Consider the following 15,227-nt stretch of genomic DNA (forward strand, 5'->3'; position numbering starts at 1 on the left):
GTGGCGCCCGGGCGCGTTCGACCGCGTGATGGTGGACGCGCCCTGCACCGGCCTGGGCGCGCTGCGGCGCCGTCCCGAGGCCCGCTGGCGCCGCGGCCCCGAGTCGGTCGCCGAACTCGGGCCGCTGCAGCGCCGGCTGCTGGCGACCGCGCTGGAGTCGGTCCGCCCCGGCGGCGTCGTCGCCTACGTCACCTGCTCGCCGCACCTCGCCGAGACGCGGGTGGTGGTGGACGACGTGCTGCGCGACCGCGGCGACGTCGAGCGGCTCGACGCGCCCGCCGTCCTCGCCTCGGTCGCGGCGGCCCTCACGGGCGTGGGCGACGGCCCGTACGCGCAGTTCTGGCCGCACCGGCACGGCACCGACGCCATGTTCCTCGCCCTCCTGCGCCGCGGGGACTGATACGCCGGTGCTCACCGGCTTCATGCTCGCGATGACGTACCTCGGCAGCGCCGGGTTCTACATCCCGGCGCTCGTGGTCCTCTACTGGTGCGTCCATCCGCGGCTCGCCGCGCGCGCGATCGTCCTCCTGGCGTTCGGGTCGACGCTCAACACGGTCCTGAAGCTGGTGTGGCACGCCCCGCGCCCGTTCTGGACGGACCCGTCCGTCCACGGGCGGCAGCCGCTCGCCTCGTTCGGGATGCCGTCGGGACATGCCCAGAACGCGGTCGTGACCTGGGGTTTCTTCGCGTCCCGGACGCGCCGACCCGGCGTGTGGGCGGCGGCGGCCGCCGTCATCGCGCTGATCGGGGCGTCCCGGGTCTACCTGGGCGTGCACTCGTCCGGCCAGGTCCTCGCCGGATGGGCGATCGGCCTGGGCGTCCTGGTCGCGGGGCTGTGGCTCGAACCGCGGGTCGTCCCGTGGTGGAGCGCGCGCCCGCTGCTCCTCCAGGCGGCGATGGCGCTGGTGATCGCGCTGGCGTTCCTGGGCGGCGCCTGGCTCGCCGTCCGCTCCCTGCACGGCTGGCACTGGCCGGCCGCGTGGGCGAGGGCCATCGTCGCGGACGGCGGGCACACCCGCCCCATCACCGTGAACGAGGCGGCCGCCGCCTCCGGCGGGCTGTTCGGGATCCTCGCGGGGATGTCGATCGCCGCCGCGCGCGGCTGGTTCGACGCGGGCGGCCCCCTCGGGCGCCGCCTCGCGCGCCTGGTCGTCGGCGCCGCGGGCGCGGGCGTGATCTCCTCGCTCGACCTGCTCCCGTGGGCCCGCGCGGCCGAGGCGTTCACCGTCCAGGCGCTGCTCGCCCTGTGGGCGACGGCGGGCGCGCCGGAGGCGTTCGTCCGGCTCGGCCTGGCGCGCCGGGCCACCCCTCCGCTCACCCGGCCGGGTGATGGGCCGGACGAACCGGCCCAATAGACTCGGGGCATCATGGCACCACAGATCGCACCCAGCATCCTCTCCGCGGACTTCGCCCGCCTGGCCGAGGACGTCGCGCTCATCTCCGGCACCGCCGACTGGGTGCACGTCGACGTCATGGACAACCACTTCGTGCCCAACCTCACCCTGGGCCTCCCGGTCGTCGAGGCGCTGCTCAAGCACAGCGCGCTGCCCCTCGACTGCCACCTGATGATCGAGGACCCGGACCGGTGGGCGCCGCAGTACGCCGAGGCCGGGGCGGGCTCCGTCACCATCCACGCCGAGGCCGCCAAGGCGCCGATCCGCACGCTCCGCGCCATCCGCGCCGCCGGCGCGCGCGCCGGGCTCGGTGTGAATCCCGCCACTCCGGTCGAGGGGTTCGAGGACCTCCTCGGCGAGATCGACATGCTCCTGCTGATGACCGTGGAGCCCGGGTTCGGCGGGCAGAGGTTCCTGGACGTCGTGCTGCCGAAGGTCCGCCGCGCCCGCGACATGATCAAGGGCCGGGACCTGCCGGTGTGGGTCCAGGTGGACGGCGGCGTCAGCGCCGAGACGATCGAGCGCTGCGCGGAGGCCGGAGCGGACGTCTTCGTCGCGGGCAGCGCCGTGTACGGCGCCGACGACCCGTCCGAGGCCGTCCGGAGGCTGAAGGCGCAGGCGGAGAAGGCGACCGCGGCCGCCTCGTGGTGATGGTTCGATGACCGCATGGTGACACTGCCCTGTACGGCCGTCCTTTTCGACGTGGACGGCACGCTCGTCGACTCGACCCCGCTGGTCGAGGCCGCCGCCCGCGTCTGGGCGGCGGAGTACGGGCTCGACGCCGACGAGTTCCTGTCGGGCGCGCACGGCCGCCGCACGAGCGACCGCGTCGCCGACTTCCTGCCCGCCGACCGGGTCGCCGCGGCCACCGCCCGCCTCGACGCGCTGGAGGCGGAGCGCACCGACGGGATCACCGCGCTGCCCGGCGCCCTGGCCCTGCTGACCGCGATGAACGGCATGCCGTGGGCGATGGTGACGTCCATGGACAAGGAGCAGCTCCGGGTCCGCACCGGGGTCGCCGGCGTCCCGCTGCCGCCCGTCGTCGTCACCGCCGAGGACGTCTCGCGCGGCAAGCCCGACCCGTCCGGGTACCTGCTGGCGGCCGGCCGCCTCGGCGTCGACCCGTCGGCCTGCGTCGTCATCGAGGACGCCCCGGCCGGCATCGCCGCGGGCCGCGCCGCCGGCGCGACCGTCCTGGCCGTGGGCACCAGCCACGACCGGGCCGAGCTGACCGGGGCGCACGCGATCGTCCCGGACCTGACGCACGTCGCCACCGCGCCCGGCGGCCTGCGCCTCGCCCACTGAGCCGCCCCCCGCAGGCGGGGGCGGGCCGAGTCGTGGCCGCGCCGCCGGGCCCACGTTGGGAGTGGCGGTCACCACGGGCTCGGCGGCGCGGAGTCGGGTGCGGGGAGCGGAGGCGGGGTCCGGATCGGGGTCTACCCGGTGCCGGAGATCGTTGAACGTTGAACCGCGCAAGGATAAGCCGAGCGAGCGCTTGGTAGGCCGCATGCGGCCGTGGCGATGCTCACATAGGGCGGGGAATGGTTCGCATGGCACACTGGTTCCCAAAGCATGAACGCGTGCTCCGGGGTCGGTGCAATTCCGAACCGGCGGTGACAGTCCGCGACCCGGCCGAAGCCATCGGCCGGTTGACCTGGTGGAACTCCAGGACCGACGGTGAAAGTCCGGATGGGAGGCAGCGCGCAGTGCACCCCTGGTGACCCAGGGGTGCCGCAGTGTCGACGCACGTACCCCCGGAGCCGGGTTCCGTAGCAGCGGAACAAGGAGGCCCGGGGAATGTTCACCGGCATCGTCGAGGAGCTCGGCGAGATCGTTGCGGTCGAGGCCGAGGGCGACTCGGCCGTCCTCACGATCCGCGGCCCGCTCGTCACCGAGGACGCCGTCCACGGCGCGTCGATCGCCGTCAACGGCGTCTGTCTCACCGTGGTGGACGTCAAGGACGGGACCTTCACCGCCGACGCGATGAAGGAGACCCTGGACCGGTCCAGCCTCGGCGCGCTGGAACCCGGGTCCAAGGTCAACCTGGAGCGGCCCGTCCGGCTCTCGGACCGGCTCGGCGGCCACCTCGTCCAGGGCCACGTCGACGGCGTCGGAACGATCCTCTCCCGCGAACCGGGCGAACGCTGGGACGTCGTCACCGTCTCGCTCCCCGCGCCGCTGGCCCGCTACGTGGTCGGCAAGGGCTCGATCACGGTCGACGGCATCAGCCTCACGGTCGTCGAGGCCGGCGCCGACCGGTTCAGCGTCGCGCTCATCCCGACGACGCTGTCCCTCACCACGCTCGGCCACAAGAAGCCCGGCGACCCCGTCAACCTCGAAGTCGACGTCGTCGCCAAGTACGTCGAGCGGATGCTCGGCGACCGCGCGGCGGCGGGCGGCCCGGCGAGTGACCCCGACCCGGTGGGTGGCGCGGCATGAGCTGGCTCGACGCGGGCTTCGACATCTTCGGCGAGCACATCCTCTGGACCGACCTCGTCGGCAACGTGCTGTCGCTCGCCGTGGTGTGGCTCGCCATGCGCAAGACCCTCTGGACGTGGCCGGTGCAACTGGTCGGCGCGCTGCTGCTGCTCGCGGCGTCCGTGCACGCCGACGTCCCCGGCAACGCCCTCAAGCAGGTGCTCTTCGGCGTCCTCGCCGTCTACGGCTGGGCGATGTGGGCGCGCGGGCGGCGCGGCGGCGACCCCCTGGTCGTGCGGAGCGCGACGGCGAAGGAGCGCGCCGTGCTGATCGCGGCCCTCGTCGTCGGCACCGCCGCGGTCGCCGAGCTGTTCCTCCACGTCGACTGGCTCAAGGCCGCCTGGTCGCCGTGGGCGAACGCCTACATCTTCGTCGGCAGCGCCGTCGCGACGTTCGCGCAGAGCCGCGCGCTCGTCGACTTCTGGATCGTGTGGGTGCTGGTCGACCTGGTCGGCGTGCCGGTCGCCCTGCACTCCGGGCTGTACGTGTCCGGCGCGGTCTACGTGATCTTCTTCGTGATGGTGATGGTCGGGTTCAGGAACTGGCTGCGGGAAGCGAAGGCAGTACCGGCCCCCGGGAACAAGGCGGTGACCGCATGAGCGGCAACGACGGACTCAACGACGGACCGAACGGCGGCGGGATCTTCGACCCCATCGAGGAGGCGGTCGCCGACATCGCGGCGGGACGCCCCGTCGTGGTGGTCGACGACGAGGACCGCGAGAACGAGGGCGACATCATCTTCGCCGCGTCGAAGGCGACGCCGGAGCTGCTCACCTTCACGATCCGGTACACCAGCGGCGTGATCTGCGTCCCGATGGAGGGCGCCGACCTCGACCGGCTGCAGATCCCGCTGATGACGGCGCAGAACAGCGAGCGCATGCGCACCGCCTACACCGTCAGCGTCGACGCGCGGCTCGGCGTCAGCACCGGCATCTCCGCCGCCGACCGGGCCCGGACGATCCGGACGCTCGCCGACTCGGCGTCCGAGCCGGGCGACCTCGTCCGTCCCGGCCACATCTTCCCGCTCCGCTACCGCGAGGGCGGCGTGCTGCGCCGCCGCGGCCACACCGAGGCCGCCGTCGACCTCGCCCGGATGGCCGGGCTCACCCCGGCGGGCGTCCTCGCCGAGGTCGTCAACGAGGACGGCACCATGGCGCGCCTCCCCGAGCTGCAGGTGTTCGCCAAGGAGCACGGCCTCAAGCTGATCTCCATCGAGCAGCTCGCCGAGTACCGCCGCCGCACCGAGGCGATGGTCACCCGGGTCGTCGAGACCCGCCTGCCGAACCGGTACGGGATGTGGCGCGCCGTCGGGTTCTCCAGCGAGATCGACGGCGGCGAGCACCTCGCGCTCGTCCTCGGCGACCTCGCCGACGGCGAGGACGTCCTGGTCCGCGCGCACTCCGAATGCCTCACCGGCGACGTCCTGCACTCCGAGCGCTGCGACTGCGGCACCCAGCTCGACGCCGCCATGGAGCGCATCGCCGAGGAGGGCCGCGGCGTCGTGGTCTACCTGCGCGGCCACGAGGGCCGCGGCATCGGCCTGCTCGCCAAGCTGCGCGCCTACGCCCTGCAGGACGCCGGCTCCGACACCGTCGACGCCAACCTCGAACTCGGCCTGCCCGCCGACGCGCGCGAGTACTCCAACGCCGCGCATATGCTGCGTGACCTGGGCGTCCGCTCGATCCGGGTGCTCACCAACAACCCCGACAAGCTGGCGGGCCTGGACGGGTTCGGGCTGGACGTGCGCGGCCGCGAGACGATGCCCGTCGTCGTCACCGAGCACAACCGGCGCTACCTGACGGTCAAGCGGGACCGTCTCGGACACGAGATCGAGGGACTCTCATGAGCGGCGCGGGACGCCCCGAGGACACGGTCGTCGACGCGGCCGGGCTGACGCTCGGCGTCGTCTGCACCCGCTGGCACGGGCAGATCACCGACCAGCTGCTGGAGCGCGCCGTCGCCGCGGCGAAGGCGTGCGGGATCGACGCGCCCGTGGTCGTCCGGGTCGCCGGCGCCCTGGAGATCCCCGTGATCGCCCAGCAGATGGCCCGCGACCTCGACGCCGTCGTCTGCCTCGGCGCGGTGATCCGGGGCGCGACCGCGCATTTCGACTATGTCTGCGAGTCCGTGACGAGCGGTGTGACACGCGTTGCACTGGACGAGTCGACTCCGGTGGGCAACGGGGTCCTCACATGTGACACCATTGAGCAGGCACTGGAACGCAGCGGGCTGCCGGGCAGCTCCGAGGACAAGGGATGGGAGGCGACTGTGGCCGCACTCGACACGGCACTGACCCTGCGAGGTCTGCGGCATCACGGTCACGCCGGGCACGGCCTGGAGCATCTGGGCTCCTGAGGTCATCCCGGTCACCCGTACGCAACCCATTCCGAAAGGCAATTCCGTGCTGTCACTCGTCCTGCCCAAGGGGTCGCTGGAGAAGGCGACCATGCAGCTGTTCGACGCCGCCGACCTCACCGTCCGGCGCGCCTCGGACCGCGACTACCGCGCCTCGATCGACGACCCGCGCATCGACCGCGTCCGCGTGCTGCGCCCGCAGGAGATCCCGACCTACCTCGAACAGGGCCTGTTCGACCTCGGCATCACCGGCCGCGACTGGATCACCGAGACCGACTCCGACGTGGTCAGCCTCGGCGAGCTCCAGTACTCCAAGGCGACCTCCAACCCGGTCCGCGTGATCATGGCGGTGCCGGAGGACGCGCCCTGGCAGAGCGTGTCCGACCTGCCGGAGGGCGTCCGGATCTCCACCGAGTTCCCCGCGATGACCAAGCGGTTCCTCGACAAGCACGGCGTCAAGGCGAAGGTCGTCCCGTCCTACGGCGCGACGGAGGCGAAGGTCCCCGACATCGTGGACGCGATCGTCGACCTCACCGAGACCGGCTCGTCGCTCCGCAAGAACGGCCTGCGCATCCTCGACACGCTGCTGACCAGCTACACCGAGCTGGTCGCGAACCGCGAGGCCTACGAGGACGCCGAGAAGCGCGCCGCGATGGAGGACGTCTCCCTGCTGCTGCAGGGCGCGATCCGCGCGCGCGGCAACGTGCTGCTGAAGCTGAACGTCGCCCAGTCCGACCTGCAGAAGGTCCTGGACATCATGCCGTCGATGTCGGCGCCCACGGTCACCTCGCTGGCCGGCGGCGACTCCAGCGCGGTCGAGTCCGTGGTCGCCAAGCGCGGCGTGAACACGCTGATCCCCGCGCTGAAGGCGGCCGGCGCCCACGACATCCTCGAGATCCCCATCTCGAAGATCGTTGACTGAGGTCAGGGCCCTTCCGGTCGTGTGGCGCCCGCGCACCACACGGCTCGTGGCCTACATCACGGCGGGCGTGGTCGTGGTCGGCCTGATCGCGCTCGCCGTGGTGGTGGCCCCGCAGTTCAAACTGTTCGACCGGGTGCTGATCGTCGTGTTCGGCCTGGTCGTCGCGTGGGTCCTGCACATGCTGGCCCGCTGCCGCGTCGTCGCCGGCGAGGCGGGCCTCACGGTCGTCAACGCCTTCCGCACCCGCCGCCTCGCCTGGCCCGAGGTGCTCGGCGTGTCGATGGTCGAGGGCGACCCCTGGCCCACCCTCGACCTCGCCGACGGGACGTCCATCGGCGCGATGGGCATCAACGGCGCCGAGAAGGCCCTCGCCGCCCGCCAGCTCACCGAGTTGAAGGCCCTCCTGCGTACCCGCAGCGAAACCCCCGACCCCGCCTGACGCCGCCTGTTCTAGGCTGTTGGCAGGACCAGGCGCGCCGCCGTGTGCCAGAGTATGGGCATGAGCGCGCAGAGTATCGAGTCATGTGCGGAAAGTGGTCACATGGAGCGTGAGGCGCTGCCAGACTGGGTGATCCCCCCGCCGGGCGGCTTCACCGCCGACGACTTCCTGCGCATGCGCGGTCTGCCCCGGCACACGGAGCTGATCGACGGGAGCCTGGTCTTCGTGAGCCCGCAGACGATGTGGCATACGTCCGTGCTCAACCTGGTGGCCAACGAGTTGGACCAGCAGGCGCCGACGCACCTGCGGGCCGTTCGCGAAATGACGGTCCGGCTGGGGGAACGGCAGGCGCCAGAGCCTGATGTCGCGGTGGTGACATCCGAAGCCTTCGGAAGCGACCCTTCTCGTACGCACTTCCAGGCAGAGGATGCCGTGCTGGTGATCGAGGCCGTGTCACCGGATTCGGTGGAGCGCGACCGGGAGATCAAACCTCGTCGGTACGCCGCCGCCGGAATCAAGCATTTCTGGCGCGTGGAGAGGGACGGGGATCGGACCGTCGTCTATGTCTTCGAACTCGAACCCGCCAATGCGTCCTATGCGCTGACCGGTATACATCACGACCGGCTCAAACTGACCGTGCCTTTCGACCTCGACATCGACCTCGGTGCCGTCTGGAGGCGCCGGTAACCACCACCACTGCGGCGTCAGTCGGTGGTGGTGTTGGTGGGGGCGGGTGGGACGCGGTAGGCGTCGGTGGCGCCGAAGGCCCAGTCGAGCATGTGGGCCGCGTCGGCGAAGCGGGCGCGCTCGTCGGTGGTGGAGCTGTTGAGGACGATGCCGGTGAAGGTGCGGCCGTCGCGGCGGGCGGCGAACATCAGGGAGTAGCCGGCGGCGTCGGTGGTGCCGGTCTTGATGCCGATCGCGCCCTTGTAGGAGCCGAGGAGCCGGTTGGTGTTGGTCCACGTGTAGGCGTGGTGGGTCCTGGTCCTGGCGAGCCTGTAGGTGCGGCGGGCGACGGTGGCGCGGAACGTGCCGTCGTCCATCGCGTAGCCGGCGAGGCGTACCTGGTCGCGGGCGGTGGAGCGGGTGGACGTGGCGGTCGGCCAGGGCAGGCCGTCGAAGTTGGCGTAGGTGGTGTGGTCGAGGCCGAGCTCGCGGGCCGCGTCGTTCATCTTGGCGACGAACCTCGCCTTGCCGGGGCCGTAGGTGTCGGCGAGGGCGTAGGCGGCGTCGCAGCCGGACGGCAGCAGCAGCGCGTTGAGCAGCTCGCGCGCGGTGAGCCGGTCGCCCGCATGCAGGCCGGCGGTGCTGCCGTCGTGCTTCTTCGCGTACGTGAGGTACTTGCGCCTGATCGTGATCTTCCGGCCGAGCCCGCCCTCGTGCAGGACGACGAGCGCCGTCATCACCTTGGTGATGCTGGCGATGGGGCGTTCGGTGTCGGCGGCGCGGGACCACGCGGTCGTGTCGTCCGTCACGTCGTACAGCAGCGCGGACTTCGCGACGACGCCGGACGGTCCGGCGGCGGGACGCGCCGCCGCGCGCGCCGGGGCCGCGACGAGCGGCGGGACGGCGGCGAGCGGGAGGGCGGCGAGCGTCATCGCGCGGTGGCGGGCGGCGAGTGCGGTGATCACATTCGGACACTGCCAGCCGGACGGGCCGCGTTCAAGCACCCGTGCGGGCCCGCCACCTGCGGAAATGCGGCGAAGTCAGGATTTGTACGATTCGCCATACAGATCGACCTGTATGGTTGACCGTACAGATCGGAGGGGCGATGGGAATCGACGCGTGGATCGGGCGGCTGCCCAAGGTCGAGCTGCACGTGCACCTGGAGGGCTCGCTGCGCCCGGAGACGCTGCTGGCGCTGGCGCGCCGCCACGGCGCCGACCTGGGCGCGGAGTCGGCCGCGGACCTGGAGGGGCTCTACCGGTTCGAGGACTTCGGCGACTTCGCGCGGCTGTTCCTCGCCGGCCTCGACGTGCTGCGCGGCGCGGAGGACTTCGCGGACGCCACCGCCGCGCTGGCCGCCGAGCTGGCGGCGCAGAACGTCCGGTACGCCGAGGTCACCACGACTCCGGTGCAGCACCACCGGCGCGGCGTCGCGCTGGAGGAGTACGCCGCCGGGCTGGACGAGGGGCGGCGGCGCGCCCGCGACGAGCACGGCGTGGAGATCGGCTGGATCTGCGACATCTCCCGCGAGTCGGAGGCGCCGGACTCGCATCTCACCGTGGACTTCCTGCTCGGCCGGACGGCGCCCGCCGGGGTCGTCGGCCTCGGTCTCGGCGGGGTGGAGGAGGGGTTCCCGCCCGAGCCGTTCGCGGCCTCGTTCGCCAAGGCGAAGGCGGCCGGGCTGGCCGCGCTGCCGCACGCCGGGGAGACCGCCGGCCCGGAGAGCGTGTGGGGCGCGCTGCGGGCGCTGAAGGCCGACCGGATCGGGCACGGCATCCGCTGCCTGGACGACCCGGCGCTGGTCGCGCACCTGGCCGAGCGGCGGATCCTGCTGGAGGTGGCGCCGACGTCCAACGTCGCCCTCAAGCTGGTGAAGGACGCGCGGAGCCACGTGCTGGGGGAGCTGGCGCGGGCCGGGCTGGTCGTGACGCTGAACACCGACGACCCGGCCTACTTCCGGACCACGCTGAACGACGAGCTCCGCATGGCCCACGACCTGCACGGCTTCACCCGCCGCGCGCTGCTGGACGCGCAGGTCGCCGCGCTGGAGGCCGCGTACGCGCCCGCCGCGACGAAGGCCGCCGTCCGGCGGGAACTCGACGACGTCGCCCTGTGACGAGGAGGGACCTGCCATGGCACGCCCGCCGGGGGCGGACCGCCCGCTGTACGTGCGCATCGCGATGTCGCTCAAGAGCCGGATCCTCGCCGGGCACTACGCGCCCGGCGAGCGGCTGCCCGGGGAGGACGACCTCGCCGCGGCGATGGGCGCCAGCCGCAGCACCGTCCGCCAGGCGCTGGCCGAGCTCCGCGACACCGGCTACGTCACCAGCCGCCGCGGGTCGGGCAGCTACGTCGCGGACCCGCTGCCGATCGAGCCGCTGTCGCCGAGGTCGGGGCCGGTCTACACCGGTTTCCTCGACGATCTGGACAACGAGGCGCACCACGTCGTCGAACGCGACCGCGCGCAGGACGCGCTCGCCGCGGACGAGGCGCTCGCCGCGCGCCTGAAGGTCCCGGTGGGCGCCCCGCTGGTCCGCTACCGCGCCACCCGGCTCCGCCACGGCGTCCCGTACGGCGTCGCGACCGACGTCGTGCCGCGGGCGGTCGCCGAGCGCATCACTCCCGGGGTGCTCGCCGCGAGCCCGACGATCGTCGACGCGCTGGCGCTCGCGGGGAGCCGCGTCGCCGAGAGCCTGCAGCGCCTCGAACCCGCCGTCCTGGACGCGGCGGACGCCGGGCGCTGCGGCGCGTCCCCCGGCGACCCGGCCCTCGCCATCACCGGCACCGCCTACGACGCCGGCCGCGCGCCGGTCGACGCCTACACCCTGACGGTCGTCACCGGGTACGGCATCGGCCTGCACCTGACCCGCGCCGGCACCTCCTAGAGGGCGGTCACGAGCGTGACGGCGCCGGCGGTGATGAGGGCGGCGGCCCACACGCGGTCCAGGTTGAACCAGGCGCGGCGGAGGATCGCCAGCCCTACGATCTCGTAGACGGCGACGGCGATGGTCCCCGCGACCGCCAGCATCGCCAGCGTGTGCACGCCGGTCACGAAGATCGCGGCGGACACGGCGTTCCCGGACGCCGACGCGAGGCCGTGGTGGTGGCCGGCGGGGACCGTCCCGGACGCGGTGAGCACGGGCAGCAGCATCAGGCCCGCGCCGTGCGCCGACGACATCAGGAACGACCAGGCGGCGAGCTGCCACAGCGAGATCCGCATGCCGACCCAGCGGAAGTGCCGCCGCGACAGCAGCCGCCACAGCCCGAACCCGACCAGCACGATCCCGCCGCCGATCGCGACCGCCTGGGTCGCCACGACCGACCGGGTGAGCGCGACGAGGACCGCGACGGCCCCGACGGACGCGGCGTGGCCCGCGGCGATCGCGGGGAGCGACTGCAGGACGAGGGCCCTGCTGCGCTCCTGGAGGCCGCGGGCCACGGCGAACAGCCAGCCCATCGCCGGGTTGAGGCCGTGGAAGGCGCCCATCGCGACGAGCGCGGCGAGCGAACCGTCCTTCACCGCTACGGGTAGCAGTAGGAGTCGGACGAGGCGTCGCCGCCCTGCAGCCGCGTCTGGTGGGGGCGCCGGCCCCGGAACGCGTCGCCGTGCGGGAAGAACCGCTCGTCGAGGGCGAACCCGTCGGCGGTGGAGTCGAGCTTGGCCATCCAGGCGCCGACGCCGTCGGGGTAGAACTGGTCGTCCCAGGAGCCGTAGAGCGAGTTGGTGACGTAGACGCGCTTCCCGTCGCGGCTGACCTCGACCATCTGCGGGCCGCCGGCGAGCGGCAGGTCCGGCGCGGCCGGGTGCGGGGCGCGGCCGACGATGCCGCCGAGGCGCACCGAGCCCGCCTCGACGGGGTGGAACGGGTCGCTGACGTCGTAGCGCTTCAGCTCGCCGGTGCCCCAGCACGACACGTACAGCCACTGGTCGTCCACCGACAGGTCGATGTCGGTGACCAGCGGCGGGACGGCGCCGAACGGCTTGATGACGTCCGGCAGAACCGACGCGTCGGCGGGTTCGGCGGGGATGGTGATGACCTTCGTCGCGGCCCACCGGTCGCCGTCGCGGTGCCACAGCCACACCGACGCCGACAGGTCCTCGACGCTGACGACGACGCCGGCGAAGCCGTACTGCTTGGTCGGGTCGTGCGCGGGCCGCAGCTCCAGCACCATCTGGTGCTCGTCGCCGAGGTCGACCTCCTGGACGTGGCGGCGCTTGCGCAGGTCCCAGAAGTGCAGCGAGTGCCCGTACTTGCGGCCGAGCAGCAGCTCCCCGACGACACCGTCCTCGATCATGGACGGGGTGCCCCACTCGGAGGTGATGAGCACGTCGTGCGCGATGTGCCACCAGGCGTCGTAGGCGAAGTACTGCGGGCCGCGGTCGACCTCCCAGCGGCCGAGGACGTCGAACGAGGTGTGGTCGAGCAGCGCGATCCCGCCCGGCCCGTCCTCGCCGTTCGCGCCGCCGAGCGCGGTGAGGTACAGCCCCTCGGGTCCGCAGTGGACGGTGTGGGGCCGCGAGTACCCGGCGCGTTTCGCCAGCTCGTCCGCCTCCAGCACCTTCACGATCTCCGGCGACGTCGGCCGGTCCTTGGTGTCGATGACGTAGACGCGCGACGACCGCAGCCCCGGCACGATCAGGTAGCGGCGCTCCACGTGCGGGTGCGGCGCGTACGGGCACAGGGCGCTGCTGCACGCGTTCCACCCGAAGTGGTGCAGCTCGTCGCCGAGGTACGGCAGGTCCGTCCAGCCGACGACGTCGCCATAGGACGCCGAGCCCGGGTCGACGTCGAGGACGGCGATCGCGTCGGGCTTCTCCGCCGAGCGGTCGAACGCGGCGACGTAGGCCAGCTTCTCCGGCGGCGCCGACACCGCGTCGCGCGGCGAGGCGTAGAAGGTCGGGTCTGGCTTCCACAGTGCCATGGAGGGTCCCTTCAGGAGACGGTGACCGGGTGGCGGACGACGGCACCGAACAGGTAGCCGAGCGTGTTGTAGGGCGCGGTGGACGGCTGGGACGCGCCGGTGTCGTCGGTCGCGCGGGCGAGCAGCTCGTGGCGTCCGGGGCCGTCGGGCCGCCACGGGAACTCCCAGCGGACCCAGCCGCGCGGGTCGGCGTGCCGGTCCCGCAGGCGGGCGTGCCGCCAGGTGCGGCCGCCGTCCGCGCTGACCTCGACCTTCCGCACGCGCCCGGTGCCGGACCAGGACCGCCCGTGCAGGACCTGGGGGCGGGCGGTCAGCGGCGCGTCCCACGGCAGCTCGAACGCCGACTTGACGTTCATGCGGGTGAGCGGCGCGCTGCCCTCGGGCGGGTAGCCGGGGCCGAAGAGGCGGTAGTAGCGGGTGTTCCAGGGGGAGAAGAGCGGCTCGTCGGCGACCTGGATGTCGCCGACCCACTTGATGCTCGCGACGCCCACCCAGGACGGGACGACCAGCCGGACCGGGAAGCCGTGGTCGGGCGGCAGCGGCGCGCCGTTCATCTCGTAGGCGAGCAGGACGTCCTTGAGCGCCTTGGCGACGGGCAGGGGGCGCCTGACCCGGCCGAGGTTCTCGCCTTTGTCCACGTAGTCAGCGTCCAGTCCGCGGGGGAGGATGTCCACAGCCTCGGGGGTGAGACCCGCGCGTTCGAGGAGGGCCGACAGCGGCACGCCGCGCCAGCGGGCGACGCCGACGGCGCCGAGCTTCCACGGGGTGCCCGACACCTCCTGGCCCTGCTGGGAGGCGTAGAAGCTGCGGCCGTTGCCGGTGCACTCGATGAACGAGGTGATGGTCTCGGCGCGCATGCCGAGGAGGTCCTCGTAGGAGAACTCGATGGGGCGCGACTCGGGCGGGGCGCCGCGCAGGCCGGTGCCCCAGAGCTTGAGGCGCCAGGTGCGGGCGTCGACGAGCGGTGTCGCGACGTGGTTGCGGACGAAGAACCGGTCCACCTGGGTGAGGGGGCCCTGGCCGCGCATGGCCTCCCAGCGCATCTCCGCGTTGGTGCCCTGCGGGATGAACAGCTCGGGCGGCAGCGGCTTGACGATCCCGCTGGCCGTCGCGCCGGCGGTGGCCGGGGCGGCGGTGGCGGGGTCGGCGAACGCGGGCCGTGAGGCGGCGGCCGTGCCGAGGGCGGCGCCGAGGCCCGCGCCGGCGGACAGCCGCAGCATGCCGCGCCGCGACAGCGCGCGGCCGGACGAGGCGGCCTGGGCCGTGCGCACGCGTTCGTAGGTCGCCTCGTCGGTCAGGTCGCCGCCGGGGCCGGGCTGGGGACGGTGGGGGGTGTCACCGGTTCGCATGTGCTCGATGCTGCTGACCGGCCGCCCGAAAGTCAACTTTCCCTACAGGTTCACCATGGAAACGGCGCCGGAAACGGGGGATGCGGACGTCTGGGACTCGGCCGCTCCGCTGGGTAGCCTGACGAACATGGTGGAGACCGCGCCGACGGCGGCGGACGAGGTCGCCTCGCCCGCGGACCTCACGAGCCTGCTGGACCGGCACGCCTACCTCTGCGACGAGGGCCTCGCCACCGCGTGCTTCCTCGCCCTGCGGATGGGCCGCCCGCTGTTCCTGGAGGGCGAGGCCGGGGTCGGCAAGACCGAGCTGGCCAAGACCCTCGCGACGGCGCTCGGCGCACCGCTGATCCGCCTGCAGTGCTACGAGGGCCTCGACGCCTCGCAGGCCCTGTACGACTGGGACTTCCCGCGCCAGCTCCTGCACCTGCGCGCCGCCGAGGCCGCCGGCGTCGGCGACGTCGCGCGGCTGGAAGGCGAGCTGTACGACCGGCGGTTCCTGCTGGCCCGGCCGCTGCTGCGCGCCCTGGAGACCGCGCCGAGCGTGCTGCTCGTCGACGAGCTGGACCGCGCCGACGACGAGTTCGAGGCGTTCCTGCTGGAGGTGCTCAGCGACTTCACCATCACCGTCCCCGAGCTCGGCACGATCCGGGCCGAGCGCCCGCCGGTCGTCGTCGTCACGTCCAACCGGACCCGCGAGGTGCACG

17 protein-coding genes, 1 pseudogene and 1 riboswitch are annotated in these 15,227 nt (G+C 73.0%); of the genes and pseudogenes, 14 read left to right on the forward strand and 4 right to left on the reverse strand.

The features are described from left to right. The 11 genes and pseudogenes from ABZ914_RS30950 to ABZ914_RS31000 form a co-directional block, all read left to right on the forward strand. Positions 1 to 400: pseudogene (locus ABZ914_RS30950) on the forward strand (rRNA cytosine-C5-methyltransferase); the annotation flags it as partial. A 7-nt stretch (positions 401 to 407) separates the two neighbouring features. Further along, a complete protein-coding gene (locus ABZ914_RS30955) occupies positions 408 to 1,355 on the forward strand; it encodes a phosphatase PAP2 family protein (RefSeq protein WP_500197528.1) in 948 nt (315 codons plus the stop codon). Positions 1,356 to 1,367: 12 nt separating this feature from the next. Next, positions 1,368 to 2,045 (forward strand): ribulose-phosphate 3-epimerase, encoded by a 678-nt coding sequence (gene rpe, locus ABZ914_RS30960; RefSeq protein ID WP_190861778.1) that lies wholly within the window; start codon positions 1,368 to 1,370, stop codon positions 2,043 to 2,045. A 15-nt stretch (positions 2,046 to 2,060) separates the two neighbouring features. Further along, positions 2,061 to 2,699 carry an HAD-IA family hydrolase gene (locus ABZ914_RS30965; protein ID WP_500197530.1) on the forward strand — a complete coding sequence of 213 codons (639 nt, stop codon included), beginning with the start codon at positions 2,061 to 2,063 and terminating at the stop codon, positions 2,697 to 2,699. A 271-nt stretch (positions 2,700 to 2,970) separates the two neighbouring features. After that, positions 2,971 to 3,101, forward strand: a riboswitch (FMN riboswitch). 90 nt (positions 3,102 to 3,191) lie between these two features. Then, entirely contained in the window at positions 3,192 to 3,833 is a 642-nt protein-coding gene (locus ABZ914_RS30970) for a riboflavin synthase (RefSeq protein WP_500197531.1), read from the forward strand. Further along, entirely contained in the window at positions 3,830 to 4,471 is a 642-nt protein-coding gene (gene pnuC, locus ABZ914_RS30975) for a nicotinamide riboside transporter PnuC (RefSeq protein WP_500197532.1), read from the forward strand. The genes ABZ914_RS30970 and pnuC overlap by 4 nt, the downstream gene beginning before the upstream one ends. Then, positions 4,468 to 5,718 (forward strand): bifunctional 3,4-dihydroxy-2-butanone-4-phosphate synthase/GTP cyclohydrolase II, encoded by a 1,251-nt coding sequence (locus ABZ914_RS30980; protein WP_500197533.1) that lies wholly within the window; start codon positions 4,468 to 4,470, stop codon positions 5,716 to 5,718. The genes pnuC and ABZ914_RS30980 overlap by 4 nt, the downstream gene beginning before the upstream one ends. Further along, positions 5,715 to 6,227 (forward strand): 6,7-dimethyl-8-ribityllumazine synthase, encoded by a 513-nt coding sequence (gene ribH / locus ABZ914_RS30985; RefSeq protein ID WP_387032052.1) that lies wholly within the window; start codon positions 5,715 to 5,717, stop codon positions 6,225 to 6,227. Before ABZ914_RS30980 ends, ribH begins: the two co-directional genes overlap by 4 nt. 46 nt (positions 6,228 to 6,273) lie before the next feature. Continuing rightward, positions 6,274 to 7,149 (forward strand): ATP phosphoribosyltransferase, encoded by an 876-nt coding sequence (gene hisG / locus ABZ914_RS30990; RefSeq protein ID WP_190861768.1) that lies wholly within the window; start codon positions 6,274 to 6,276, stop codon positions 7,147 to 7,149. A gap of 46 nt (positions 7,150 to 7,195) precedes the next feature. Continuing rightward, positions 7,196 to 7,588 (forward strand): PH domain-containing protein, encoded by a 393-nt coding sequence (locus tag ABZ914_RS30995; RefSeq protein ID WP_387032054.1) that lies wholly within the window; start codon positions 7,196 to 7,198, stop codon positions 7,586 to 7,588. A 60-nt stretch (positions 7,589 to 7,648) separates the two neighbouring features. Beyond that, positions 7,649 to 8,275 carry a Uma2 family endonuclease gene (locus tag ABZ914_RS31000; protein WP_500197535.1) on the forward strand — a complete coding sequence of 209 codons (627 nt, stop codon included), beginning with the start codon at positions 7,649 to 7,651 and terminating at the stop codon, positions 8,273 to 8,275. A 17-nt stretch (positions 8,276 to 8,292) separates the two neighbouring features. On the opposite strand, the gene ABZ914_RS31005 is transcribed toward ABZ914_RS31000, so the two are convergent. Next, complete coding sequence (locus ABZ914_RS31005) at positions 8,293 to 9,219, reverse strand: D-alanyl-D-alanine carboxypeptidase family protein (protein WP_500197537.1); 927 nt, start codon at positions 9,217 to 9,219, stop codon at positions 8,293 to 8,295. A gap of 140 nt (positions 9,220 to 9,359) precedes the next feature. Here ABZ914_RS31005 and add point away from each other — a divergent pair, with 140 nt between their 5' ends. Together add and ABZ914_RS31015 are read left to right on the forward strand one after the other, a co-directional pair. Then, positions 9,360 to 10,370 (forward strand): adenosine deaminase, encoded by a 1,011-nt coding sequence (gene add, locus ABZ914_RS31010; protein ID WP_500197538.1) that lies wholly within the window; start codon positions 9,360 to 9,362, stop codon positions 10,368 to 10,370. Between the two features lie 16 nt (positions 10,371 to 10,386). Then, positions 10,387 to 11,139 (forward strand): GntR family transcriptional regulator, encoded by a 753-nt coding sequence (locus tag ABZ914_RS31015; protein WP_500197539.1) that lies wholly within the window; start codon positions 10,387 to 10,389, stop codon positions 11,137 to 11,139. Here the strand turns inward: ABZ914_RS31015 and ABZ914_RS31020 are convergent. Genes ABZ914_RS31020 through ABZ914_RS31030 form a run of 3 tightly spaced genes read right to left on the reverse strand, consistent with a single transcriptional unit; the run spans position 11,136 to position 14,526 of the window. Continuing rightward, a complete protein-coding gene (locus ABZ914_RS31020; protein ID WP_433231884.1) occupies positions 11,136 to 11,774 on the reverse strand; it encodes a hypothetical protein in 639 nt (212 codons plus the stop codon). The two genes, ABZ914_RS31015 and ABZ914_RS31020, sit on opposite strands and share 4 nt — an antisense overlap. A 2-nt stretch (positions 11,775 to 11,776) precedes the next feature. After that, entirely contained in the window at positions 11,777 to 13,177 is a 1,401-nt protein-coding gene (locus tag ABZ914_RS31025; protein ID WP_500197540.1) for a selenium-binding family protein, read from the reverse strand. Between the two features lie 11 nt (positions 13,178 to 13,188). Next, a complete protein-coding gene (locus ABZ914_RS31030; RefSeq protein WP_500197541.1) occupies positions 13,189 to 14,526 on the reverse strand; it encodes a sulfite oxidase in 1,338 nt (445 codons plus the stop codon). Between the two features lie 127 nt (positions 14,527 to 14,653). On the opposite strand from ABZ914_RS31030, the gene ABZ914_RS31035 reads away from it, so the two are divergent. Beyond that, on the forward strand, positions 14,654 to 15,227 hold a 574-nt coding region (locus ABZ914_RS31035), incomplete at its 3' end, for an AAA family ATPase (protein ID WP_500197542.1).

It is taken from the genome of Spirillospora sp. NPDC046719, from assembly GCF_040645715.1.
Classification (GTDB): Bacteria; Actinomycetota; Actinomycetes; order Streptosporangiales; family Streptosporangiaceae; genus Spirillospora.

Bases quoted from the DNA above. Each gene is read 5' to 3' on its own strand.
- rpe (WP_190861778.1), top strand. From the start codon at position 1,368: ATGGCACCACAGATCGCACCCAGCATCCTCTCCGCGGACTTCGCCCGC.
- ABZ914_RS30965 (WP_500197530.1), top strand. From the start codon at position 2,061: ATGGTGACACTGCCCTGTACGGCCGTCCTTTTCGACGTGGACGGCACG.
- ABZ914_RS30970 (WP_500197531.1), top strand. From the start codon at position 3,192: ATGTTCACCGGCATCGTCGAGGAGCTCGGCGAGATCGTTGCGGTCGAG.
- pnuC (WP_500197532.1), top strand. From the start codon at position 3,830: ATGAGCTGGCTCGACGCGGGCTTCGACATCTTCGGCGAGCACATCCTC.
- ABZ914_RS30980 (WP_500197533.1), top strand. From the start codon at position 4,468: ATGAGCGGCAACGACGGACTCAACGACGGACCGAACGGCGGCGGGATC.
- ribH (WP_387032052.1), top strand. From the start codon at position 5,715: ATGAGCGGCGCGGGACGCCCCGAGGACACGGTCGTCGACGCGGCCGGG.
- ABZ914_RS31000 (WP_500197535.1), top strand. From the start codon at position 7,649: ATGAGCGCGCAGAGTATCGAGTCATGTGCGGAAAGTGGTCACATGGAG.
- add (WP_500197538.1), top strand. From the start codon at position 9,360: ATGGGAATCGACGCGTGGATCGGGCGGCTGCCCAAGGTCGAGCTGCAC.
- ABZ914_RS31015 (WP_500197539.1), top strand. From the start codon at position 10,387: ATGGCACGCCCGCCGGGGGCGGACCGCCCGCTGTACGTGCGCATCGCG.
- ABZ914_RS31025 (WP_500197540.1), bottom strand. From the start codon at position 13,177: ATGGCACTGTGGAAGCCAGACCCGACCTTCTACGCCTCGCCGCGCGAC.
- ABZ914_RS31030 (WP_500197541.1), bottom strand. From the start codon at position 14,526: ATGCGAACCGGTGACACCCCCCACCGTCCCCAGCCCGGCCCCGGCGGC.